The sequence below is a fragment of the Mesorhizobium sp. WSM4884 genome, from assembly GCF_029625675.1.
Taxonomy (GTDB): domain Bacteria; phylum Pseudomonadota; class Alphaproteobacteria; order Rhizobiales; family Rhizobiaceae; genus Mesorhizobium.
Genome location: NZ_JARTVO010000025.1, coordinates 1 through 20,409 on the forward strand (window position 1 = coordinate 1; position 20,409 = coordinate 20,409).

General features: G+C 62.6%; 26 protein-coding genes. 14 read left to right on the top strand and 12 right to left on the bottom strand.

Going from position 1 to position 20,409, the window contains the following annotated elements; translation table 11 throughout:
* Nucleotides 1–71: 71 nt before the first annotated feature.
* Nucleotides 72–929 (top strand): pantoate--beta-alanine ligase, encoded by an 858-nt coding sequence (gene panC / locus P9236_RS26925; protein WP_278077668.1) that lies wholly within the window; start codon nt 72–74, stop codon nt 927–929.
* A 45-nt stretch (nt 930–974) separates the two neighbouring features.
* Here the strand turns inward: panC and P9236_RS26930 are convergent, their stop codons facing one another.
* Both P9236_RS26930 and gatB read right to left on the bottom strand, forming a co-directional pair.
* Nucleotides 975–1,463: a GNAT family N-acetyltransferase gene (locus P9236_RS26930; protein WP_278077669.1), complete on the bottom strand. Its 489-nt coding sequence runs from the start codon at nt 1,461–1,463 to the stop codon at nt 975–977.
* A gap of 1 nt (nt 1,464) precedes the next feature.
* The gene (gene gatB, locus P9236_RS26935; RefSeq protein WP_278077670.1) at nt 1,465–2,967 is read right to left on the bottom strand and encodes an Asp-tRNA(Asn)/Glu-tRNA(Gln) amidotransferase subunit GatB; all 1,503 of its coding nucleotides are present in this window, start codon (nt 2,965–2,967) and stop codon (nt 1,465–1,467) included.
* A 101-nt stretch (nt 2,968–3,068) separates the two neighbouring features.
* On the opposite strand from gatB, the gene P9236_RS26940 reads away from it, so the two are divergent.
* Entirely contained in the window at nt 3,069–3,407 is a 339-nt protein-coding gene (locus P9236_RS26940; protein WP_278077671.1) for a DUF6455 family protein, read from the top strand.
* 120 nt (nt 3,408–3,527) lie between these two features.
* On the opposite strand, the gene P9236_RS26945 is transcribed toward P9236_RS26940, so the two are convergent.
* Complete coding sequence (locus P9236_RS26945) at nt 3,528–3,959, bottom strand: CBS domain-containing protein (protein ID WP_278077672.1); 432 nt, start codon at nt 3,957–3,959, stop codon at nt 3,528–3,530.
* Nucleotides 3,960–4,173: 214 nt separating this feature from the next.
* On the bottom strand, nt 4,174–4,911 hold the full coding sequence (locus P9236_RS26950) for a rhomboid family intramembrane serine protease (protein WP_278077673.1): 738 nt from the start codon (nt 4,909–4,911) through the stop codon (nt 4,174–4,176).
* Between the two features lie 389 nt (nt 4,912–5,300).
* On the opposite strand from P9236_RS26950, the gene P9236_RS26955 reads away from it, so the two are divergent.
* From P9236_RS26955 to P9236_RS26970, 4 genes are all read left to right on the top strand, one after another.
* Nucleotides 5,301–5,939, top strand: coding sequence for a PAS domain-containing protein (locus tag P9236_RS26955; RefSeq protein ID WP_278077674.1), 639 nt, complete (start codon nt 5,301–5,303; stop codon nt 5,937–5,939).
* A gap of 173 nt (nt 5,940–6,112) precedes the next feature.
* The gene (locus tag P9236_RS26960; RefSeq protein ID WP_278077675.1) at nt 6,113–6,727 is read left to right on the top strand and encodes a PilZ domain-containing protein; all 615 of its coding nucleotides are present in this window, start codon (nt 6,113–6,115) and stop codon (nt 6,725–6,727) included.
* A 264-nt stretch (nt 6,728–6,991) separates the two neighbouring features.
* On the top strand, nt 6,992–7,597 hold the full coding sequence (locus P9236_RS26965) for a transglutaminase-like cysteine peptidase (RefSeq protein ID WP_278077676.1): 606 nt from the start codon (nt 6,992–6,994) through the stop codon (nt 7,595–7,597).
* Between the two features lie 129 nt (nt 7,598–7,726).
* A complete protein-coding gene (locus P9236_RS26970) occupies nt 7,727–8,068 on the top strand; it encodes an ankyrin repeat domain-containing protein (RefSeq protein ID WP_278077677.1) in 342 nt (113 codons plus the stop codon).
* 27 nt (nt 8,069–8,095) lie between these two features.
* Here P9236_RS26970 and P9236_RS26975 read toward each other — a convergent pair whose 3' ends face one another.
* Together P9236_RS26975 and P9236_RS26980 are read right to left on the bottom strand one after the other, a co-directional pair.
* Nucleotides 8,096–8,623: a gamma carbonic anhydrase family protein gene (locus tag P9236_RS26975; protein WP_278077678.1), complete on the bottom strand. Its 528-nt coding sequence runs from the start codon at nt 8,621–8,623 to the stop codon at nt 8,096–8,098.
* 107 nt (nt 8,624–8,730) lie between these two features.
* A complete protein-coding gene (locus P9236_RS26980; protein ID WP_278077679.1) occupies nt 8,731–9,051 on the bottom strand; it encodes a hypothetical protein in 321 nt (106 codons plus the stop codon).
* A 108-nt stretch (nt 9,052–9,159) separates the two neighbouring features.
* On the opposite strand from P9236_RS26980, the gene P9236_RS26985 reads away from it, so the two are divergent.
* The 3 genes from P9236_RS26985 (at nt 9,160) to P9236_RS26995 (ending at nt 11,948) form a co-directional block, all read left to right on the top strand.
* Nucleotides 9,160–9,882, top strand: a complete 723-nt coding sequence (locus P9236_RS26985) for a hypothetical protein (RefSeq protein WP_278077680.1) — start codon at nt 9,160–9,162, stop codon at nt 9,880–9,882.
* 107 nt (nt 9,883–9,989) lie between these two features.
* Nucleotides 9,990–11,228 carry a cytochrome P450 gene (locus tag P9236_RS26990; protein WP_278077681.1) on the top strand — a complete coding sequence of 413 codons (1,239 nt, stop codon included), beginning with the start codon at nt 9,990–9,992 and terminating at the stop codon, nt 11,226–11,228.
* 12 nt (nt 11,229–11,240) lie between these two features.
* Nucleotides 11,241–11,948, top strand: a complete 708-nt coding sequence (locus tag P9236_RS26995; RefSeq protein ID WP_278077682.1) for a transporter substrate-binding domain-containing protein — start codon at nt 11,241–11,243, stop codon at nt 11,946–11,948.
* A gap of 13 nt (nt 11,949–11,961) precedes the next feature.
* On the opposite strand, the gene P9236_RS27000 is transcribed toward P9236_RS26995, so the two are convergent.
* From P9236_RS27000 to P9236_RS27020, 5 genes are all read right to left on the bottom strand, one after another.
* Complete coding sequence (locus P9236_RS27000) at nt 11,962–12,306, bottom strand: cupin domain-containing protein (RefSeq protein ID WP_278077683.1); 345 nt, start codon at nt 12,304–12,306, stop codon at nt 11,962–11,964.
* A 5-nt stretch (nt 12,307–12,311) separates the two neighbouring features.
* Complete coding sequence (locus P9236_RS27005) at nt 12,312–13,592, bottom strand: O-acetylhomoserine aminocarboxypropyltransferase (RefSeq protein ID WP_278077684.1); 1,281 nt, start codon at nt 13,590–13,592, stop codon at nt 12,312–12,314.
* Nucleotides 13,593–13,752: 160 nt separating this feature from the next.
* On the bottom strand, nt 13,753–14,274 hold the full coding sequence (locus P9236_RS27010; protein ID WP_278077685.1) for a CoA-binding protein: 522 nt from the start codon (nt 14,272–14,274) through the stop codon (nt 13,753–13,755).
* Nucleotides 14,271–15,047, bottom strand: coding sequence for an AAA family ATPase (locus P9236_RS27015; RefSeq protein ID WP_278077686.1), 777 nt, complete (start codon nt 15,045–15,047; stop codon nt 14,271–14,273). Before P9236_RS27015 ends, P9236_RS27010 begins: the two co-directional genes overlap by 4 nt.
* A gap of 40 nt (nt 15,048–15,087) precedes the next feature.
* The gene (locus P9236_RS27020; protein ID WP_278077687.1) at nt 15,088–15,909 is read right to left on the bottom strand and encodes an enoyl-CoA hydratase; all 822 of its coding nucleotides are present in this window, start codon (nt 15,907–15,909) and stop codon (nt 15,088–15,090) included.
* Between the two features lie 150 nt (nt 15,910–16,059).
* On the opposite strand from P9236_RS27020, the gene P9236_RS27025 reads away from it, so the two are divergent.
* The 4 genes from P9236_RS27025 to rpsI all read left to right on the top strand — a co-directional run bounded on the left by P9236_RS27025 (nt 16,060) and on the right by rpsI (nt 18,446).
* Entirely contained in the window at nt 16,060–16,515 is a 456-nt protein-coding gene (locus P9236_RS27025; RefSeq protein ID WP_278077688.1) for a PaaI family thioesterase, read from the top strand.
* A gap of 123 nt (nt 16,516–16,638) precedes the next feature.
* Complete coding sequence (locus P9236_RS27030) at nt 16,639–17,178, top strand: GNAT family protein (protein WP_278077689.1); 540 nt, start codon at nt 16,639–16,641, stop codon at nt 17,176–17,178.
* A 327-nt stretch (nt 17,179–17,505) separates the two neighbouring features.
* Nucleotides 17,506–17,970, top strand: coding sequence for a 50S ribosomal protein L13 (gene rplM, locus P9236_RS27035; RefSeq protein WP_059184834.1), 465 nt, complete (start codon nt 17,506–17,508; stop codon nt 17,968–17,970).
* Nucleotides 17,970–18,446, top strand: coding sequence for a 30S ribosomal protein S9 (gene rpsI / locus P9236_RS27040; protein ID WP_278077690.1), 477 nt, complete (start codon nt 17,970–17,972; stop codon nt 18,444–18,446). The genes rplM and rpsI overlap by 1 nt, the downstream gene beginning before the upstream one ends.
* Before the next feature lie 52 nt (nt 18,447–18,498).
* On the opposite strand, the gene P9236_RS27045 is transcribed toward rpsI, so the two are convergent.
* Nucleotides 18,499–19,407 carry a LysR family transcriptional regulator gene (locus P9236_RS27045; protein ID WP_278077691.1) on the bottom strand — a complete coding sequence of 303 codons (909 nt, stop codon included), beginning with the start codon at nt 19,405–19,407 and terminating at the stop codon, nt 18,499–18,501.
* A 95-nt stretch (nt 19,408–19,502) separates the two neighbouring features.
* Here P9236_RS27045 and P9236_RS27050 point away from each other — a divergent pair, with 95 nt between their 5' ends.
* The gene (locus tag P9236_RS27050; RefSeq protein ID WP_278077692.1) at nt 19,503–20,375 is read left to right on the top strand and encodes an aldo/keto reductase family oxidoreductase; all 873 of its coding nucleotides are present in this window, start codon (nt 19,503–19,505) and stop codon (nt 20,373–20,375) included.
* Nucleotides 20,376–20,409: the final 34 nt, after the last annotated feature.

The following is a 20,409-nucleotide window of genomic DNA, read 5'->3' on the forward strand; positions in this document are numbered from 1 at the left end:
TCGTCACGGTGGCGCGGGACCAACGCCCAATCAGCTCTTAAACTGATTCAACGCAATCGTGAGGTTGCCTGATGAGCGGGCCGATCATCGTCGACAGCGTCGCAGCGCTGCGGGCGCAAATCCGGAACTGGCGCCAGGAAGGCCAGAGGATCGCCATGGTGCCGACCATGGGCGCCCTGCACGACGGCCACATCTCGCTGGTGAGGATCGCGCTCGAACAGGCCGAGCGCTGCGTCGTCTCGATCTTCGTCAATCCGGCCCAGTTCGCGCCGACCGAGGACCTGGACAAGTATCCGCGCCAGTTGGCCCTCGATCTCGACCGGTTGCGGGAAGCCGGCGCGCATCTCGCCTTCACACCGGGTGTGACGGAAATGTACCCGGCAGGCTTCGCCACCAAGATCTCGGTCGGCGGCCCTGCTGCCGGCCTTGAAACGGATTTCAGGCCGGCCTTCTTCGATGGCGTCGCCACGGTGGTGGCGAAGCTTTTCCTGCAGGCGGCGCCCGATTGCGCGGTGTTTGGCGAGAAGGACTACCAGCAGCTTTGCGTCGTCAGGCAGCTTTGCCGCGATCTCGACCTGCCGGTCGAGATCATCGGCGCGCCGACAGTGCGCGACTCCCGTGGCCTCGCCATGTCGTCGCGCAACGCCTATCTCAGCGAGGCCGAACTCGAGGTCGCGCGCAAGCTCAACGCCGTTTTGCGCCAAACGGCGACGAAAGTGACATCTGGCGCCGATGAGACCGCCGCCATGGAGGATGCCGCAGAAGCGCTCGTTCGGGCAGGCTTTGGAAAGGTCGACTACGTCGCTGCGCGCGAAGCAATGACGCTCAGGCCCTGGCGGCGGGACCGCGACGGCCGCCTGCTCGCCGCGGCCTGGCTCGGCACGACCAGGCTGATCGACAATGTGGAGATTCTTCCCGCGCCTGAGTGACGAAGTTTGGACGCCTGGGGATGAATCAAATCATCTTCGGACGATCTACGTCAGCCGCTTCTCCAGGATGAGCGCGGGCATTCCCGAACCGCCGCCGCAATCGGCTGTCCTGCCGGCGGGCCGGAACCCATTCGCCTCGTAGAAGGCGATCGCCGGAGAATTCGCCTCCTCCACTTCCAGGCGTAATGACCGCGCTTCCGGGAAGCTGGCCTCTACCTCGTCGAGCAGCGACCGGCCGATCCCTCGCCGCTGACAGTCCGGATGCACGTAGAGCTGGTTGAGCAGGACGATCTTCGGGTCCTTGGTGGCGGAAGCGAACGCCATGCCGCCGAGGCGCTTGCCGTCGTCGGCCACCATGAATTCCGAGTTGGGGCGCGTCAGCCGCGCCTTGAGCGAGGCGATCGAATGCCAGTCATCGGTGATCTCGGTGACGCGCCGGGCGCCGTAGACGGCATCGTAGGTGGCGTGCCAGGTCTCGACCAGCAGTCCGCGGATGGCGGCGAGATCGCGTTCGCTCGCCGTCCGCACGAACATGCTAGCCCTCGATGCCGAGCTTGGCCTTGACCAGCTCGTTGACCGCCTGCGGGTTCGCCTTGCCGCCGGTCGCCTTCATCACCTGGCCGACGAACCAACCGGCCATGGTCGGCTTGGCGCGCGCCTGCTCGGCCTTGTCGGGGTTGGCGGCGATAACCTCGTCGACAGCTTTCTCGATGGCGCCGGTGTCCGTGACCTGCTTCATGCCTCGGCTCTCGACCAGCTGGCGTGGGTCGCCGCCCTCGTTCCAGACGATCTCGAACAGGTCCTTGCCGATCTTGCCGGAGATCGTGCCTTCCTTGATCAGGTCGATGACCGCCCCCAGCTGATCGGGCGAAACCGGCGCGTTTTCAATATCTTTTCCGGCTTTATTGAGAGCACCCAGCAGGTCGTTAATGACCCAGTTGGCGGCAAGCTTGCCGTCACGCCCGGCCGCCACCTTCTCGAAATAGTCGGCGATCGGCTTCTCCGACACCAGCACCGACGCGTCGTAGGTCGAGAGTCCGAGCGAGCCGATCAGCCGCGCCTTCTTGTCGTCGGGCAGTTCCGGCAGATGCTGTGCCAGATCATCGACATAGGCCTGGTCGAACTCCAGCGGCAGAAGGTCGGGATCCGGGAAATAGCGGTAGTCATGCGCCTCTTCCTTGGAGCGCATCGAGCGCGTCTCGCCCTTGTTGGGATCGAAAAGACGGGTCTCCTGCTCGATCGCACCGCCATCCTCGAGGATGGCGATCTGCCGGCGCGCCTCGGATTCGATGGCCTGGCCGATGAAGCGGATCGAGTTGACGTTCTTGATTTCGCAGCGCGTGCCGAAGGCGCCTCCGGGGCGTCGCACCGAGACGTTGACGTCGGCGCGCAGCGAGCCTTCGTCCATGTTGCCGTCGCAGGTGCCGAGATAGCGCATGATGGTGCGCAGCTTGCTGACATAGGCCTTGGCCTCGTCGGCGGAGCGCATGTCGGGCTTGGAGACGATCTCCATCAGCGCCACGCCCGAGCGGTTGAGATCGACATAGGACATGGTCGGATGCTGGTCGTGCATCGACTTTCCGGCGTCCTGCTCGAGATGCAGCCGCTCGATGCCGACCTCGATGTCCTCGAATTCGCCCTGCCGATCCGGACCGACAGACACGATCACCTTGCCCTCGCCGACGATCGGCTGCTTGTACTGCGAGATCTGGTAGCCCTGCGGCAGGTCCGGATAGAAGTAGTTCTTCCGGTCGAAGACCGACTTGTGGTTGATCGCGGCCTTCAGGCCCAACCCGGTGCGGATCGCCTGCTTGACGCACTCCTCGTTGATCACTGGCAGCATGCCGGGCATCGCCGCGTCGACCAAGCTGACATTGGCGTTGGGCGCGGCGCCGAAAGAGGTCGAGGCGCCGGAGAAGAGCTTCGCCTCGGACGTCACTTGCGCATGCACTTCGAGACCGATGATGATCTCCCAATCGCCGGTGGCTCCGGAGATCAGGCGTTTCGGATCTGGCGTGCGGGTATCGATGATGCTCATGACGGTCCGGATGCTTATTGGTCGAATTCCCACGCTCTGGCAGCGCAGGATGTCAACCGTTCGCTAGATCAATCGGCTCGGGCTGGCAAGGGAGTCGTCTCTTGACCGAAATCAATGCGTGCGGCTGCGATCCTGCGAGAGACTCTGAAAAAGGCAGGAGCGCGAGCGATATGAGCTTTCTGGATTATCTGCTTACGATCGACGTCAGAACCTCGCTGATGGACCGAATGATGCAGAAGATGGGCGTCGACCGGCAGCTCAAAATCATTCCGGACCACCTTGCGGTTGCCAATCGGGCCGCCGACCGGTGCCGCTCATGCGATCATCAAGCCGAATGCGCGACGTGGCTCGACAGCCACGAACAAGCCGATGCCCCACCGCAATATTGTCGCAACGCCGACCTCATCGCGCGCCTCCAGCACGCTGCCGGGCCGCGCTGATGCAGGTCGCGCCAACTGTGCAACGCTTCTTCGAAAACGGCATGATAAAGGCAAAGACTTGAAGCGCGAAGCCAGCGCGGCTTGCGACGCGCTTCGAGATGGATTGGCAACCGAGCGCGGCTATGCCGTCGCAATATAGGCCCGGATCTCCTCGGCCTCGCGCTCGACATCTTCGATGCGGCGCTTGACCACGTCGCCGATGGAGACGATGCCATCGAGCATACCATCCTTCTCCACCGGAAGATGGCGGAAGCGGCCCCTGGTCATGATTTCCATGACCTCGTTGACCGTATGGCTCTCGTTGCAGATCTTGACCTTGGGCGTCATGGCCGAACGCACCGCGATATCGAGCGCCGCCGCTCCTTCCCTGGCTATGACCCGCACGATGTCGCGTTCCGAAAGAATGCCGACGATCTTGCGGTCGCCATTGGTGATGACCAGCGCGCCGATCCGGTGTTCGGTCAGGATCCGGATGGCTTCGCTCAGCTTTTCATTGGGCCCGAGCGTGAACACGTCATGGCCCTTGCTTTCAAGAATTGCCTTAACCGTCATGGCGTCCTCCTCAGCCTTGCTCGCCGGCTCCTGCCCTGACCGGCTTAAGCCCCAGCGCCCTCGAGAAGACGCTGGGTGACTTAAAGCGCGCCGCAGCACGCTTTAAGTCATTGTTTTGATGCATGGCTCTCTCCCAAACCGCTTCGCAGTTTTGGGAGACATGCATGGCAACATCGTGCGCCGTGATTGGTTGCATTTCAAGTGCGCAGCAGTGCTAGGCCGCCGGCTGCGGGCGGTCGAAAAAACGCAGGCCGAAGAAGCCGGCCACAAACCCGCCGATATGGGCCTCCCAAGCGATCTGGCCGTCGACACCCGGCGCGAAGCCTAGCAGGCCGGTGGCGAGATTGATCACCATCCAAACGCCGAGAAAGGTCACGACGCCACGCAAGCGCAACACGATTGCGATCGGCAACGGATCGCCGGCGAAGGCCGCCCGGCCGGACGAGCGGTCGATGCGGAAGCCGTAGCGCGCCGCCGCACCCATCATGCCGGAGATCGCGCCCGAAGCGCCGACGAGCGGCATCTCGCCGTAAGGGTGCATTGCCCAGAACAGCGCGACCGAAGCGAGCCCGGTCACGGCGTAGAACACCGCAAATCGAAGGGCACCGAGGCGATTGGCAAGCGGTGAGCCGAAAGCGGCAAGCCAGACCATGTTGATGGCGATATGGGCAAAGCCTCCATGCATGAAGGCGTAGGTGAAGGGACGCGTGAACAGGAACCAGTCGAAGCCGTATTGGCCGATATAGAGCACCGGGATGAAGGCTCCATCGTAGAGCAGCGTCATTTGCTGGGTTTCGTTCAGCACATATTGCTGCAGCAAAAAGACGATCGCGCATATCGCGATCACCGCCAGCACCACCGGCGGCAGGTTGAACACCGGCTCGCGGCGCGGCTCCGGCGCCTCTTCGTCCGGCCGCGGTCCGGGTTCAGTCGGGCTTGTCGGTTCGTTCATGCGCGCCTGGAGCTGGCTGGAGATTCGATGTGAGCGCCAGCATGTAGTTCACGTCCAAACGAATCACAAACCGCGAATCGCCACAGCCGAAGCGAATCAAAAAGAAAGCCGTCCAGGGCTTCCCCTGAACGGCCGGTCGAGTCCCCTGCTCCCCGAAAACTCCGACTAAAGCGCTGTCGATCGCCGTTTGGAGTGGTTTTCGATGTGCCACAGGCTCCGCAGGCACGCAATGTAAACCATTTGTTAACCTTAACGTCCCCGACCCGTGAACAAACGTTAACGATACTGGCACGCATCCTGCTCCGCACCGCATGAAGGTCATCGGAGGGCGCCCTGTCTGTTCGCCGATGGGACAGCAAGAAAGACAGATTGCTCGGAGCGGAATGGAAATGAATCAGAACGGATCAATCACGCTGTTCCAATATTGGAACCAGCTGCGTGATGGCCGCCCGGCCCCGAAACGTTCGGAAGTCGAGCCGGCGGACATCAAGTCGCTTCTGGCCGATACGTTCATCCTGGAGCGCGACACGCGCGGCGAAGCCGTGTTCCGGCTGGCCGGCACCAGGCTCTGCGCCTACTACGGCCGCGAGCTCAAGGGGTTCTCCTTCCCTTCGCTCTGGCGCGAGAAGGACCAGCGGCTGGTGTCGCGGCTCATCCACGGCGTCTTCGACCAGAAATCGGTCCTGCTGCTGAACTACGAGGGCTTTAGCCAAAACGGCCGTTCCAACAAGTTCGAACTGCTTGCGCTGCCTCTCGACGGCGGTGTCGAGAACCCGCGCTGCCTGGGCATTATCAGCGCTGCGGAAAGGCCATTCTGGCTGGGCGCCGACCCGCTCGTCGACGCCCTGATCGACGCGATCCGGGTCATCGACCCCGACAAGGAACCGATGTTCCTGAAGAACCGACCCGCGATCGACGTTCCGTCGCTCGTTCCGACTGAGTTCGATGCGCCCGAAACCATTTCGGCGCTCGGCCGCGTGCGCCGGATCCGGCACCTCGTCGTCTTTGACGGCGGGCGCAACGAATAAGGCGATCGCGATGTTTTTGGCCCGATCGGACCTTGCTTCCCGCCTTGCCATGGCGTCTGGTCCCAAGCCATCTAGGGCCGGCTTTTTCCCCTTTGTTAACCTGCTTTGCTGTAGTTTTTTTTGGTGAAATTCCTCGCATCGGCGCGCGGAATGCCAACGGGGTGTAGGCAGTCATGAGGTCAGCGGCGGAATACGCGCCGTCCCGAGTGGAGCGGCGTAATTTCCAGCGCGTCCGGGTCAAGATCTACGGGCGATTCATGCTGGAAGACCGCACCGAGCATCCGTGCCAGGTGATCGACATGTCGCCCGGCAACGTCGCCTTGCGCACCGATCGCGTCGGCATGCCGGGCGAAAAGGTCATTGCCTATATCGACCATATCGGCCGTATCGAAGGCGTCGTAACGCGGACCTCGCAGGACGGATTCGCCATGACCGTCATCGCTTCGGACCGCAAGAAGGACAAGCTCGCCGCGCAGCTCACCTGGCTTGCCAACAAGCATGAGTTGGACTTGCCGGAAGATCGCCGCCACGAGCGCGTCGCGCCGCGCAATCCGATGAGCGTGCTGCAGCTCACCGACGGACGCCAATATCAGTGCCGCATCATCGACCTATCGCTTTCGGGCGCGGCGATCGAGATCGACGTCAAGCCGGCGATCGGCGTGCAGGTCATGCTGGGGACAATGCGCGGCCAGGTGGTGCGTCACTTCGAGGACGGCGTGGCCATCGAGTTCGCCGTCATCCAGCGGCCGGAGACATTGGATTCGGAATTCAACGCGCCGCGGTCCTGACCACTCCGAAACCAGGCAAGCACTGAACCGGCCCCTTTGCGGCCGGTTTTTCGTTGGTCGGATTGTGCCTCTCGTAATCAGGCGGCATGTCGAGGCACCGCGAGAGCCGGGGATGGCGCCCGGCGAAATCTCAACAATCCGAAATCGAGACAGTTCAAATTTTATATTTATTCTACGGGCGTTTTACTCAATATCTGCTTCGGGTTTTTGCGCCAAATAAATCCCAACGTGGCACAGTCTCTCTCAAACGGGGAGACTACCATAATGAAAATGATGAGGGGCAAGCTGTTGCTCTTGGCAATGGCGATGCAGCTTTCCGCTTGGGGAACGGCAAACGCTGGACCGGTTTTCATGCATACGGGCGGCCGCACCACCCAACCGGTCGGCCATTATGAATTCTGCCAGCGCATCCCGGTCGAGTGCAACGAGAGGACGCCGAAAGGATCACCGGTCGAACTGACCCGCAAGCTGTGGACGACGATCATCAACGTCAACAATTCGGTCAATACGCACGTCAAGCCGCGCACCGACATGGAGATTTATGGGGTCGAGGAATATTGGGCCTATCCCGAAAACGGCTATGGCGACTGCGAGGATTATGCGCTGGAGAAGCGTCGCGAGCTGATGGCCGCTGGCGTGCCCGCCGGCGACCTTTTGATGACGGTCGTGCGCCAGCCGAATGGCGACGGTCACGCGGTGCTGACAGTACGCACCAGTCTCGGCGAATTCATCCTCGACAACCTCGAGCCGAAAGTGCTCGCCTGGAACGACACGGTCTATACCTACCTCAAACGTCAATCGACCGAGAGTTCGGGCGTTTGGGTGTCGATCAACGACGGCCGCGAGGACGCGGTCGCCAGCGTCCGCTAAGGACGCGACCAAAAAGCCCGGTCGAGTCCCCACCCTCCCCGTCCCCAACGACCGGGTTTTAGGAGCCGGCCCTGTCCCCGGGCCGGCTCCGCCTTTTCCGGCGACAGCCCAATCGCTTTCATCGCAACCTTGCCTGGTGCGGGCTCGAATCCGAACTATGAGGACCTTGCCGGTTTTCCTTCAATCATCGCGGCACTGTCGACGAAGCGGCCGGACAGGCTGGACGTCATCCGGCTCCTGCTGGAACACGGCGCCGACCCGAACATGCGCGGCGTGAACGACTGGACGCCCCTGCACTATGCGGTGGCGCAGCGCGATGCGGAGGCAATCCGCCTGCTGCTGGCATCGGGCGCGGATCCATCGCTCAGGACGCACATCGACGATTATGAGACCGCCCTGGAAGACGCCGACGAAGCCGGCTTCGAAGCGGGGGCGTCGCTGCTGCGCGATGCGATGTCCCGGCAAGGCTAAGCCGGCGGCGCCACCGGCCAGCTCGCTTCAGGCCTGCTTCAATCCGGCCTTGAAGCGTTTGCCATTGGCAACATAGTGCGCGGCTGAGACGCGTAGCCGCTCGATCGCCGCGTCGTCCAGCGTCCGTATCACCTTGGCGGGCGAACCGACGATCAGGGAATTGTCCGGAAAGACCTTGTTTTCCGTCACCAGCGCGCCGGCGCCGACCAGCGAATTCCTGCCGATCTTGGCCCCGTTGAGCACGATGGCGCCCATGCCGATCAGGCTGTTGTCGCCGACCGTGCAGCCGTGCAGCAGCGCGCGATGACCAATCGTGCAGCCCTGGCCGATGGTGAGCGGATAGCCCGGATCGGTGTGCATGACCGTATGTTCCTGCACATTGGTGTCGGCGCCGATCGTGATCGGCTCGCCGTCGCCGCGGATGACGACGCCGAACCAGAAGCCGGCATTGCGGCCTATGCTGATATCGCCGATCAGCGTGGCGTCCGGCGCAACCCAGTTGGTTTCGGCATCCTCGAACCGAGGCGCTTTCCCATCGATCGCGAAGATCGGCATTTTTCGTCTCCGATTCGTCTCAAAGCCGGGAATTCGGCAGAGCCTAACGCATGTCTCCCGAAAGTGTGCAGCGGTTTCGCGACAAAGACATGCTTAAAATCAAAGACCTAAAGACCAGTTGCCCATGAGGCAATGGCGATCAGCACGATGCCGAGCGCCAGCGCCCAGGCCACGGCCGTGCAGCCGCAGGAAAGCAGCGCCAGCGTGCCGATACGCCCCTCGCGCCGTGCAGCCAGCGCTTCATTGGTGAGCATGAATGGGCCGGCGCAGGCGGTCGCCGCAAGCGACCGCGCAATATGGGCGGGCGACACATAGGGCTCGGCAAAGGCCAACCGGCGGCCGGAGATCAGTTCCATCGCCGAGCCCGCGAGACCGCACGCCGTCAGGCCGACCGCAAAAGCGTAGAGAGGGAGCAACATGATATCCATCTTTACCAACCGTTTACCATGAGACCGCACAGTCGTGCCAACGCGCTGCAAGGGCCATGCCGCGCAAGCTGTGCCACCTAAGGACAGGTGAGCGGATCGGGGATCGCGATGAGAGAGGCAGCCGCCGCCGAGCAATTCGAGGTCGTCGACTCGACCTTCATGAAGCGGGTCTTCTACGCCTTCGCGGCGCTGGCCCTGCTTTCGGTGGCGATCAGCGTTGGTGGCAAGTGGCTAGGCCGGTCAATAGCCATGGCTGGCTATACCGATGACACGACCGTCCGACAGATCGTCATCGGTAACAACCTGATCAGCGTGCCGGCCAACTTCATCCGCTTCGACCAGGCCAGGCGCGACGGTATCGCCTCGCGCCTCGATCTTTACCTGCGCTATCCCGAGATGGACGGCTACAGCAGCGCCGCGCGCGACGACTTCAACCACGCCACGACCAAGAAGATCATCTTCCTGTCATTCGAGCCGCGGATGATGTCGCGCGACATGAGCGGCCGTTTCGCGCCGATCTACAGTGCCTTGATCGTCAGGCCGGGCACGCCCGGCCCGGACGGCACCACGCTTTACGGCTTCACCGAGAAATCGGGCTATCTCAACGAGGTGCTGGCGGTCGCCGACCGGCCGGGCAAGGACCCGTTCGTCGCCCGCTGCCTAAGCGGGCCAAGTGCCGAGGAATCGCTGGCGCCCTGCGAGCGCGACATCCAGGTCGGCGACGATCTCAGCTTCACCTACCGTTTTCCGCGCGAGCTTCTAGGGAACTGGCAGGCGCTCGATGCCGCGATCGCCGCGAAGGTGGCAGGCATCCTGAGGACTGGACGCTGAAGCGCGCCGCTGCGACCCTTCATCCCCTCCTGGGCTCAACGCATCGGCATAACGGACGCCAAGATACGATCTGGCATCAGGCTGACAAGGCGCGCTATTGGTCGAACATGATGCCAGCCTATCTCGCCTTCGATCCCGCTAGCCGCCGCCTGCGGCTCGACCCGCACGAGCCGGCCTTCGTGCAGAACCCGTATGAGGCCTATGCCTTCCTGCATGGCGCCTCGAACGCCTTCTTCTGGGAGGATTACGGCTTCTGGTGCTTTGGCGGCTTCGACGATGTCAACCGCCTGCTGCGCGACCGCCGTTTCGGCCGGCAGAACCCGGCAGGCATTCCCGACAGCCGCGGCGTGGGCGACGATCGCTCGCACCTTGCTGCCTTCGACGCGATCGAGGCGAATTCCATGCTGGAGCTTGAGCCGCCGGTGCACACGAGGCTGCGGACACTGGTCAACCGCGCCTTCGTCTCGCGTCAGGTCGAGCGGCTGAGGCCGCACATCGAGGCTCTGGCCAATGAGCTGATCGACCGCTTCGAGCCGGGCGGCGCCGATCTCCTGCCCGCCTACGCCTCGCCTTTGCCGATCACCATCATCGCCGAGATGCTCGGCGTCCCGGTCGAGATGGGACCGCAATTGCTCGACTGGTCGCATCAGATGGTCGCCATGTACATGCATGGCCGCACGCACGTGGTTGAAGAGGCCGCGAACCGCGCCGCGCGCGATTTTTCCGACTTCCTGCGCGGCTATATTGCAGAGCGGCGCAAGAAGCCCGGCGACGATCTGCTTTCGCTGCTGATCGAGGCTCAGGACAACGGCCAGAAGCTGTCCGAAGACGAATTGGTTTCCTCGGCGATCCTTCTCCTCAATGCGGGGCACGAAGCGACCGTGCACCAGACCGGCAATGCCGTGCGTTCGATCCTCGCGCAAGGCGACGATCCGCGCCGTTTTTTCGCCACGCCTGAAGCAAACGCGGCAGCGGTCGAAGAATGCCTGCGCTTCGACGCGCCGCTGCACATGTTCCTGCGCTATGCCTATGAGGAGATCGAAGTTTCACAGGGCATTTTGGTCAAGCCCGGCGAGATGATCGCTCTGCTGCTCGGCATGGCCAATCACGACCCGCTGGCGTTTGCCGATCCTGGAACCTTCAACCCGGACCGCGTGGACCAGAAAAACGTCTCCTTCGGCGCCGGCATCCATTTCTGCATCGGCGCGCCGCTGGCGCGGCTCGAACTACAGGTGTCGCTAAAAACGCTGTTCGACCGGCTGCCGAACCTGCAACTGGCCGAGGAGCCACGCTTTCGCGACACTTATCACTTCCACGGGCTGGAAAAGCTCGTGGTGACTTACTGAAGGCAACACGAAATGAGATTCGCCTTTCTGCAGGAGCCTCCCTTCTGCTTCACCGACGCTTCCGGCGAACTCGGCGGCTGCGACGTGAAGCTCGCCGAGAAAATCTGCCAGATGCTCAAGGCGGAGGATTTCGCGCCGGTCGAGACAGAATTCGCCGAGCTTCTGCCCGGATTAGCCAACGGCGGCTGGGACATGACGACCGGCCTGTTCATCTCGGACGTGCGTAGAAAGCTCGTGGATTTCACACGACCGATCTGGTCGTTGCCGGATGGCCTGATGGTCGTCAAGGACGATCCTCTAGGATTGGAGGGCTACCGTTCCCTCGCCCGGCACCCTTCAGCGATGCTGGCCGTGATCTCAGACCAGATTCAGCATCAAACTGCGTTGCAGAACGGCATCCCGCCCGAACGTATCAGAATATTCGCGTCGCAGGCGGAGGCAGCGGAGGCCGTGGCACGGGGCGCGGTGCAGGCTTATGCCAGCGTCGCCATGGCGCATCGCGGCTACATCGCTCGGCGACCCGATACGCCGCTTGAGGTTGTCGAGGTTCCGGCATCCGAGAGGCAGCCTGCCGCGGGCGCCTTCGCGTTGGCCAAGGGCAATGCCGTGCTCCGCCACCAAGTGGATCGGTGCCTGGATGATTTGCTCGGCAGCCCTTGGCATCGAGAGCTCATGACCGGCTTCGGATTTGGCGATGCCGACATCGGGCGCGTGCTCTGAAACCCCGCCCCGTCTAGAGCCGGATCACATATTCCTTCCGCGTCGTCTTGAGCACCTCCCAGGTGCCCTTGAAGCCGGGCCGCAGCACGAAGCTGTCGCCGGCCCTGACCGTGCGCGTCTCGCCGCCGTCCTCGGCAATCACCGAGACGCCCGCCAGAATGTGGCAGAACTCCCATTCGTCATAGACGATGCGCCACTTGCCGGGCGTCGCTTCCCAGATGCCTGCATAGAGGCCGCCATCCCGCTCCTCGACATTCCAGGTTCGGAATTTCGGCTCGCCCGAAATCACGCGGTCCGGGGCCGGCGCGCCGGCCTCCGGTTCGACGCTTTCGGTATTGACGGCAAGGAAAGCCGACATGGCGGTCAGACCTTGCCGAGCGCCTGTTCCAGATCGGCGACGATGTCGTTGACGTCCTCGATGCCGATCGACAACCGGACCGTGTCCGGTCCGGCGCCGGCCTTGATCTTCTGCTCGTCGGAAAGCTGGCGGTGCGTGGTCGAGGCGGGATGGATGACCAGCGACTTGGTGTCGCCGACATTGGCAAGGTGCGAGAACAGCTCCAGCGCCTCGACGAACTTGACGCCAGCCTCGTAGCCGCCCGTGAGGCCGAAGGTGAACACAGCGCCCGCGCCCTGCGGCGAATATTTCTTCTGCAGCGCGTTGTTCTTGTCGCCGGGCAGGCCGGGATAGTTCACCCACGCGACCTTCGGATGGTTCGACAGCCAGCCTGCGACGCTCGCCGCGTTGTCGCAATGGCGCTGCATCCTGAGCGGCAGCGTTTCGAGGCCGGTCAGGATCAGGAAAGCGTTGAAGGGCGAGATGGCCGGGCCGATATCGCGCAGACCGAGCACGCGGGCTGCAATCGCGAAGGCGAAGTTGCCGAAGGTCTCATGCAGGACGAGACCGCCATACTCGGGGCGCGGCTCCGACAGCATCGGATACTTGCCCGATTTCGACCAGTCGAAGGTGCCGCCGTCGATGATGGCGCCGCCGATCGAATTGCCGTGGCCGCCGATGAACTTGGTCAGCGAATGCACGACGATGTCGGCACCGTGCTCGATCGGCCGCACCAGATAGGGCGAGGCCAGCGTGTTGTCGACGATCAGCGGCAGGCCATGCTTGCGGGCGATATCGCCGATCTTCTCGATGTCGACGAAGATGCCGCCCGGATTGGCGAGGCTTTCGATGAAGATCGCCTTGGTCTTGTCGTCGATCTGGCTTTCGAAGGTCGACGGATCGTTGGTGTCGGCCCAGCGCACCTGCCAGCCGAAGTTCTTGAAGGCATGGCCGAACTGGTTGATGGAGCCGCCATAAAGCTTTGTGGCAGATACGAAATTGTCACCCGGCTGCATCAGATTGTGGAAGACCAGCACCTGGGCGGCGTGGCCGGATGCGACGGCAAGGGCCGCTGTGCCGCCTTCGAGCGCCGCTATGCGTTCCTCGAGAACCGCCTGCGTCGGATTCATGATGCGCGTGTAGATGTTGCCGAAGGCCTTCAGCCCGAACAGCGATGCGGCATGGTCGGCGTCGTCGAAGACATAGGAGGTGGTCTGGTAGATCGGCGTGGCGCGGGCGCCGGTCGCCGGATCCGGCTTGGCGCCGGCATGAACGGCGAGCGTGTTGAAACCGGGCGTACGGGTCACGGAAACCTCCCTCTGGTGATCTAGCGAAAATCGCCGGGCATTCTTGGCGAAGCCCGGCTGGGAATGCAAAGAAGAAAATACCTTTCGGCATGCGATCTGGGGCGAACGCCAGAGAAAATCGATCTCTTCCCGGAATAATTTTGCGCAGTCTGCGGGAGGCTTATTTCTGCCTCACACCGAAGCTCTGGAAGCCCTGGCGCATCAAGGGCTTCTTCGACGACAGCACGCCGGAATTGACACCGGTCCAGCCGATCTCGCCCGACAGCTTGCCGTATTCGATCTTCGGGCAGCGGTTCATCACCACCTTGATGCCGGCGGCCTCGGCGCGGGCAGCCGCCTCGTCATGGCGCACGCCTAGCTGCATCCAGACGACCTTGGGTAGCGAATCCATCTTCAGCACCTGGTCGACGATGCCCGGCACTGCCGGTGAGCCGCGAAAAATGTCGACCATGTCGACCGGATGCGGCAGGTCGGCCAGGCTGGCATAGACCGTCTGTCCGAGGATCTGCCTGCCGGCATGACCGGGATTGATCGGCAGCACCGAAAAGCCCTTGGCGAGCAGATATTTCAGCACGAAATAGCTGGGCCTCACGTCGTTGGGGGAGGCGCCGACCATGGCGATCGTCTTCACCGAGTTCAGGATACCGGCGATGTAGGTGTTGTCGTAGGCGTCGTGATTCATGGCTCGTCCTCATACAGCGCTTCGGCGAGAAAGGCAGCCGGATCGCTGCAGAAGTCGCGCATCATGCGAAAATGATCGGTGTCGTGAAAATCGGTTGGATTGAGACCGAAGCGGCTGATGCGGAACAGCCGCGCGTTCGGGCAGGCCATCAGCAGCGGCGAATGCGTCGCCATGATCACCTGCGCGATGCCGGAACGCTCCATCCGCTGGAGCAGCTTCAGCAACTCGATCTGGCGCGTCGGTGAAAGCGCGCTTTCGGGCTCGTCTAGGATGTAGATGCCTTGGCGGCGGCAGCGCTCCTCGAAGAAGCGGATGAAGCCCTCGCCATGCGACCATGACAGGAAGTCAGGCGGTGCAGCGCCAACATCCAGTGCTGCCCGATCGAGATAGCGCGCTACCGAATAAAACGACTCGGCGCGAAAGAACCATCCCGCGGTAACCTTCGGCAGCCAATGGCACCGTAACGCGGCAGCAAGTGAAATGCCGCTCTTGTCCACGGCACTGGAATGATCGACCGGCCGGTAGCCTTTGCCGCCGCCGGCCTCGTCATAGCCGGCCAGCGCGCCTATGGCTTCGAGCAACGTCGACTTGCCGGTGCCGTTCTCGCCGACGATGATGGTGATGGGCGTGGTGAATTCGAACTCGAATTCGCGGTCCCGGAAGATCGGCAGGTTCCAGGGGTATTGGTCCCAATCCGCCACCAGCGATGGCTCGAGCAGGATGCGCCTGAGATAGGGCGCCTTCAGCCGCGTCAGTTGCTTGCGGGCAGCCACGTCGGACCCTCAACGATGGAAAAGCACCGCTGCATCCGGGCTATTCGTCGGTCCATTCCGGCTTGCGCTTGCCGATGAAGGCGCTGATGCCTTCCTCGGCGTCACGCGCCAGCATGTTCTCCACCATCACCCGGCCGGTATAGGCATAGGCGTCGGCGAGCCCCATCTCGGCCTGGGTGTAGAAGGCCTCCTTGCCGGTCTTGACCACCAAAGAGGATTTGGAAGCAATGGTTTGCGCGTATTTGTTGACAACCTGATTCAGATATTCGCGCGGCACGATGCGGTTGATCAGGCCGAAATCCTTGGCGGTCGCGGCGTCGATCGTCTCGCCGGTGAGCAGCATTTCCATCGCCTGCTTGCGCGACACGTTGCGCGACAGCGCCACCATCGGCGTCGAGCAGAACAGGCCGATATTGACGCCCGGCGTGCAGAAGGTCGCCTCGTGCGAAGCAATGGCGAGGTCGCAGCTCGCGACAAGCTGCAGGCCGGCAGCGGTGGCCAGGCCATCGACCTCGGCGATCACCGGCTTGGGGTGGCGCACGATGGTCTGCATGAGCGTCGCGCAGGCGGCAAAGGTCTTTTCGAAGAAGGCGCGTCCGCGGTCGGCATCGGCGCGGTGCGCGGTCATTTCCTTGAGGTCGTGGCCGGCGCAAAACACCTTGCCGGACGCCGCCAGGATGATGACGCGCACGAATTTGTCGGCCTTCACGCGATCGAATTCGGCCTGCAGCGCAGCCATCGTCGCCAGCGAGAGCGCATTGGCCGGCGGGCTGGCGAGCGTGAGGCGCAGCACACCCTTGTCCTGGGTGGCAGAAACGGGGCCGTCGCCGACGGCCGGCTTGATGGCAACGACTTCAGCCACTTTCTAAACCTCTCGGGTCAGCGCTCGCGGTTCACGGAACAACAGAACTAGCACGCTGCCGGTTGAAGAACAGCCGCGAGACGTGTTTTCTCCGTCGCACCGTTTGGTCCAGCGTGCCTGGAACTTGCCTACTCATATAGGACACCGCCGATGCCAGCCCAAAGCAATCTGAAACCGGTGCTCAACGCGGCGGAAGTCAACGCGCTGATGGCGAGCGTCTATCCGCAGCTCAACGACCAGTTCTCTTTCTACGAAGCGATCGAGGTGTTTCCGGGCGGCTGCACGGTGCGGCTCAACGCCGACGAGCGGCATCTGCGCCCGGGCGGCACGGTCTCAGGCCCATCACTGTTCACGCTGGCCGACATCGGCGGTTATGTCTGCGTGCTCAGCCACGCCGGGCCGGATGCGCTGTCGGTAACCACCAACCTCAACATCAACTTCATGCGCAAGGCCGAAGCCGGGCCGATCGACGGCCATTGCCGGATCCTGAAGCTTGGCAAAAGCCTGATGGTCTTCGACATCGACATCGTCGCCGGCCCGGATAAGCACACCGTGGCGCACGCCACCGGCACCTATTCGATTCCGCCGAAGCGAGCATCATCCTGACAATTGGTATGTTCAGACGAACTAGCGGTGAAAATCCAGCGCTTGGCACCCTCGAACTGGATTTGTGCCTAGGCTGGGAAGCAGCCATTCGACAGCGAGGCCGTGTCGTCCTAGGCTTTGTAAATGACATCCGAGCTTCCAGAACTCAACAGTCCGCGTCTCGTCCTGCGCAGGCCGAACTCTCAAGATGTGAACGTGCGGCTTGCGCTTCGGCGACACAAGGAAATCGTTGAGGCTTACGGCGGAACGTTCGACTCAACTGCTCACTTTACGCGAGGCGATGCGGAGGCTGCCATCCGCTTCATCGAGGAACAGGAATATGCCTGGGTGATCGATGCTGGTCATTTCATCGGCCATGTCCGCCTCCACAGCCTGGATAGGCACGACAAAAGGGCTTCTCTAGCAATCGGTATCGATGACCCTGCATACCTAGGCAAAGGATACGGTGCGGAAGCGGTCAAGCTCGTTCTGACATACGCTTTCACACACGACTGGCATCGCGTCTCCGCACGCGTGCTGGCAACCAATGCCGGTGCTATCGCGTGCTATCGCAAGTGCGGCATGATTGAAGAAGGCCGTGAACGTGAGGCAGCCTTTGTCAACGGCACGTGGCAGGATGACATCATAATGGGCGTGCTAGACAGAGGGTTTATTCGGCCTTGAGGTCAGCAACGAGTCGAAACCGACGTTTCCGCTCACATTTGTCTCGGTGCCGCCCGTAACGAAATCGAAGGCCAAGCACAACTTCCGTGCGGTAAAATAACACCACATAGACAAGCTATTGTTTTTATTCTATTTTATGCGCCAGATGCGTTTTTGGCCGCCTTGACGTGCCAAGCACCCTCGCCTATAAGCCCTCGCGAAGCAGCGGCCCGCAACGGCCGCCGTTTTGTTATTGGCGGGTAGCCTCCAGCGCACTCGTCAATCCAAGCAACAAGAAACGCCTTCCTTGTCCTTCTTGGCCGGGAAGGTCAACCTGAGAGCAAAACCATGGCTACCTTTTCGCAGAAGCCTGCGGATGTGGTGAAGAAGTGGGTGCTGATCGACGCCGAGGGTCTCGTCGTCGGCCGCCTCGCCACTGTCATCGCCAACCATCTGCGCGGCAAGCACAAGCCCACCTTCACCCCGCATGTCGATGATGGCGACAACGTCATCGTCATCAACGCCGACAAGGTGGTGTTCACCGGCAAGAAGTACACCGACAAGGTCTATTACTGGCACACCGGCCATCCCGGCGGAATCAAGGAGCGCACCGCGCGCCAACTGCTCGAAGGCCGTTTCCCCGAGCGCGTCGTCGAGAAGGCCGTCGAGCGCATGATCCCGCGCGGCCCGCTTGGCCGCCGCCAGATGAAGAATCTCCGCGTCTATGCAGGCGCCGAACATCCGCATGCCGCTCAGCAGCCCGTCACGCTCGACGTGGCCAAGCTGAACTCCAAGAACAAGAGGGCCTCGTAATGGCTGAGCTTTCCTCGCTCGCAGAACTCGGGACTGTCACGACCGCCGCGCAGCCGGCCGCGCCCGTCCATGTCCAGAAGCTCGACAAGTCGGGCCGCGCCTATGCCACCGGCAAGCGCAAGAACGCCATCGCGCGCGTCTGGGTGAAGCCGGGCTCCGGCAAGATCACCGTCAACGACAAGGAATTCGCGACCTATTTCGCGCGTCCGGTGCTGCAGATGATCCTCAACCAGCCGATCGTCGCGGCAAATCGCGCCGGCCAGTACGACATCGTCGCCACCGTCATCGGAGGCGGCCTGTCCGGCCAGGCCGGCGCCGTGCGTCACGGCATCTCCAAGGCGCTGACCTATTATGAGCCGGCGCTGCGCGCGGTGCTCAAGAAGGGCGGCTTCCTCACCCGCGACAGCCGCGTGGTCGAGCGCAAGAAGTACGGCAAGGCGAAGGCCCGCCGCAGCTTCCAGTTCTCGAAGCGCTAAGCTTTACGGGTTCCAAGCTTTCGAAAGGCCGCCTCCGGGCGGCCTTTTTCCATTACCAGCGCCCCGCCGGCGTTTTGATGTAGTCGATGAAGGCACGCAGCGGCGCGGGCACTAGACGGCGTCCGGGATAGTAGAGGAACGGCCCGGAAAACTCCTGCCACCACGGCTCCAGCACTGGTTCCAGAACGCCGCTCTCGAAATGCGGGCGCACCCAGTCCTCGAACAGCCAGAGAATGCCGACGCCGGCGATTGCCGCATCGATGGCGAGATCGACGCCTCCACCGATGCTGACGACCAATGGGCCCGTGGGATCGACCCGCACCACCTCGCCGTCGCGCTCGAACTCCCAGGGCGTCATGACCCCGCTCGGGAAACGGCCGCGCACGCAGGCATGGCCAAGCAGGTCGCGCGGGTGCTGCGGCCTCCCGCGCCGGTCAAGGTAGGACGGCGCGGCGGAGGTCGTGAAGCGCTGCGCGCGCGGCCCGATCGGTACCGCGATCATGTCCTGCTCCAGCCGCTCGTCATAGCGGATTCCGGCGTCGCAGCCGGCCACCAGCAGATCGATAAAGTTCTCCTCGGCGATCACTTCCAGGCGAATGGCGGGATAGGCCGCGAGAAATCCCGGAACGATTCTGGGCAGCACCAGCCGCGAGGCGCTTATCGGCACGTTGAGACGCAAGGTTCCGGCAGGCCGGTCGCGAAAGCCGTTCACCACATCGAGCGCAGCTTCTACCTCGCCCAATGCGGGGCCTAGCCGCGCCAGCAGGCTGGCGCCAGCCTCGGTCAAAGCAACGCTGCGCGTGGTGCGGTTGAAGAGCCTAACACCGAGCTGAGTTTCCAGACGGCGGATGGCTTCGCTGAGCGCGGAGGCGCTGCCCGCCGTCGCACGGGCTCCTTCGCGAAAACCGCCGGCGCGCGCCACCGCCATAAACGCCTGGAGATCGTTGAGGTCCGCCGTCATTGTCCTGAATTTCGTACAAGCTGTGCCGATTATAGTCGATTATCGGAACAGCAACCATGCCCTATCTCCGCCGTCGACAGCGAAGGAGAAACACGATGTCCAGCGTAGACAAATCCGGCACTTACAAACTCGGCGGCCGCTCGGTCCACCGCCTCGGCTACGGCGCCATGCAGCTTGCGGGCAAAGGCGTGTTCGGTCCGCCCAAAAATCATGACGCAGCAGTCGCCGTGCTGCGCGAAGCGGTGGCGCAAGGCGTGAACCATATCGACACCAGTGATTATTACGGGCCGCACGTCACCAACAGATTGATCCGCGAGGCGCTGGCGCCCTACCCCGACGATCTCACTATTGTCACTAAGATCGGCGCCCGTCGCGGCGAAGACGCCTCCTGGCTGCCGGCCTTCACAGCCGACGAACTCGAGCAGGCAGTGCACGACAACCTTCGCAATCTTGGCCTCGAGGCAATGGACGTCGTCAATCTGCGCATCATGTTCGGGATGCATGGTCCGGCGGAAGGCTCCATCGAGGCGCAAGTCACCAAGCTCGCCGAGTTGCAACGCAAAGGCCTCGTGCGCCATATCGGTTTGAGCAACGTGACCCGCGCGCAGATCGCGGAGGGCCGCAGGATCTGCGACATCGTTTGCGTGCAGAACCAATACAATCTGGTGCACAGGCAAGACGATGCGCTGATCGACGAGCTTGCCCGCGACGGCATCGCCTATGTGCCGTTCTTCCCGCTCGGCGGCTTCAGCCCGCTGCAGTCCTCGACCTTGTCGGGCGTCGCGCACCGGCTTGGCGCGACGCCGATGCAGGTCGCGCTTGCCTGGCTGCTGCGGCGCTCGCCGAACATCCTACTGATACCAGGCACGTCGTCGGTCGGGCATCTTCGGGAGAATCTTGCGGCGGCGGAATTGGAGTTGTCGCAGGATGCGTTGAGCGAGTTGGATGGAGTGGCCAAGGCTGCGTGATTGGCTGATCTCCCCCCTTGTGGGCCCAAAGTGG

What these genes read in the sequence shown, in the direction of transcription:
- P9236_RS26955 (WP_278077674.1), top strand. Translation starts at nt 5,301, where the DNA reads ATGAATCAGAACGGATCAATCACGCTGTTCCAATATTGGAACCAGCTG.
- panC (WP_278077668.1), top strand. Translation starts at nt 72, where the DNA reads ATGAGCGGGCCGATCATCGTCGACAGCGTCGCAGCGCTGCGGGCGCAA.
- P9236_RS27045 (WP_278077691.1), bottom strand. Translation starts at nt 19,407, where the DNA reads ATGACGGCGGACCTCAACGATCTCCAGGCGTTTATGGCGGTGGCGCGC.
- P9236_RS26975 (WP_278077678.1), bottom strand. Translation starts at nt 8,623, where the DNA reads ATGCCGATCTTCGCGATCGATGGGAAAGCGCCTCGGTTCGAGGATGCC.
- P9236_RS26950 (WP_278077673.1), bottom strand. Translation starts at nt 4,911, where the DNA reads ATGAACGAACCGACAAGCCCGACTGAACCCGGACCGCGGCCGGACGAA.
- P9236_RS26995 (WP_278077682.1), top strand. Translation starts at nt 11,241, where the DNA reads ATGAGATTCGCCTTTCTGCAGGAGCCTCCCTTCTGCTTCACCGACGCT.
- P9236_RS26990 (WP_278077681.1), top strand. Translation starts at nt 9,990, where the DNA reads ATGATGCCAGCCTATCTCGCCTTCGATCCCGCTAGCCGCCGCCTGCGG.
- P9236_RS27050 (WP_278077692.1), top strand. Translation starts at nt 19,503, where the DNA reads ATGTCCAGCGTAGACAAATCCGGCACTTACAAACTCGGCGGCCGCTCG.
- P9236_RS26985 (WP_278077680.1), top strand. Translation starts at nt 9,160, where the DNA reads ATGAGAGAGGCAGCCGCCGCCGAGCAATTCGAGGTCGTCGACTCGACC.
- P9236_RS27030 (WP_278077689.1), top strand. Translation starts at nt 16,639, where the DNA reads ATGACATCCGAGCTTCCAGAACTCAACAGTCCGCGTCTCGTCCTGCGC.
- P9236_RS26980 (WP_278077679.1), bottom strand. Translation starts at nt 9,051, where the DNA reads ATGGATATCATGTTGCTCCCTCTCTACGCTTTTGCGGTCGGCCTGACG.
- rplM (WP_059184834.1), top strand. Translation starts at nt 17,506, where the DNA reads ATGGCTACCTTTTCGCAGAAGCCTGCGGATGTGGTGAAGAAGTGGGTG.
- P9236_RS27010 (WP_278077685.1), bottom strand. Translation starts at nt 14,274, where the DNA reads ATGAATCACGACGCCTACGACAACACCTACATCGCCGGTATCCTGAAC.
- P9236_RS26945 (WP_278077672.1), bottom strand. Translation starts at nt 3,959, where the DNA reads ATGACGGTTAAGGCAATTCTTGAAAGCAAGGGCCATGACGTGTTCACG.
- rpsI (WP_278077690.1), top strand. Translation starts at nt 17,970, where the DNA reads ATGGCTGAGCTTTCCTCGCTCGCAGAACTCGGGACTGTCACGACCGCC.
- P9236_RS26930 (WP_278077669.1), bottom strand. Translation starts at nt 1,463, where the DNA reads ATGTTCGTGCGGACGGCGAGCGAACGCGATCTCGCCGCCATCCGCGGA.
- P9236_RS26965 (WP_278077676.1), top strand. Translation starts at nt 6,992, where the DNA reads ATGAAAATGATGAGGGGCAAGCTGTTGCTCTTGGCAATGGCGATGCAG.
- gatB (WP_278077670.1), bottom strand. Translation starts at nt 2,967, where the DNA reads ATGAGCATCATCGATACCCGCACGCCAGATCCGAAACGCCTGATCTCC.
- P9236_RS27000 (WP_278077683.1), bottom strand. Translation starts at nt 12,306, where the DNA reads ATGTCGGCTTTCCTTGCCGTCAATACCGAAAGCGTCGAACCGGAGGCC.
- P9236_RS27025 (WP_278077688.1), top strand. Translation starts at nt 16,060, where the DNA reads ATGCCAGCCCAAAGCAATCTGAAACCGGTGCTCAACGCGGCGGAAGTC.
- P9236_RS26960 (WP_278077675.1), top strand. Translation starts at nt 6,113, where the DNA reads ATGAGGTCAGCGGCGGAATACGCGCCGTCCCGAGTGGAGCGGCGTAAT.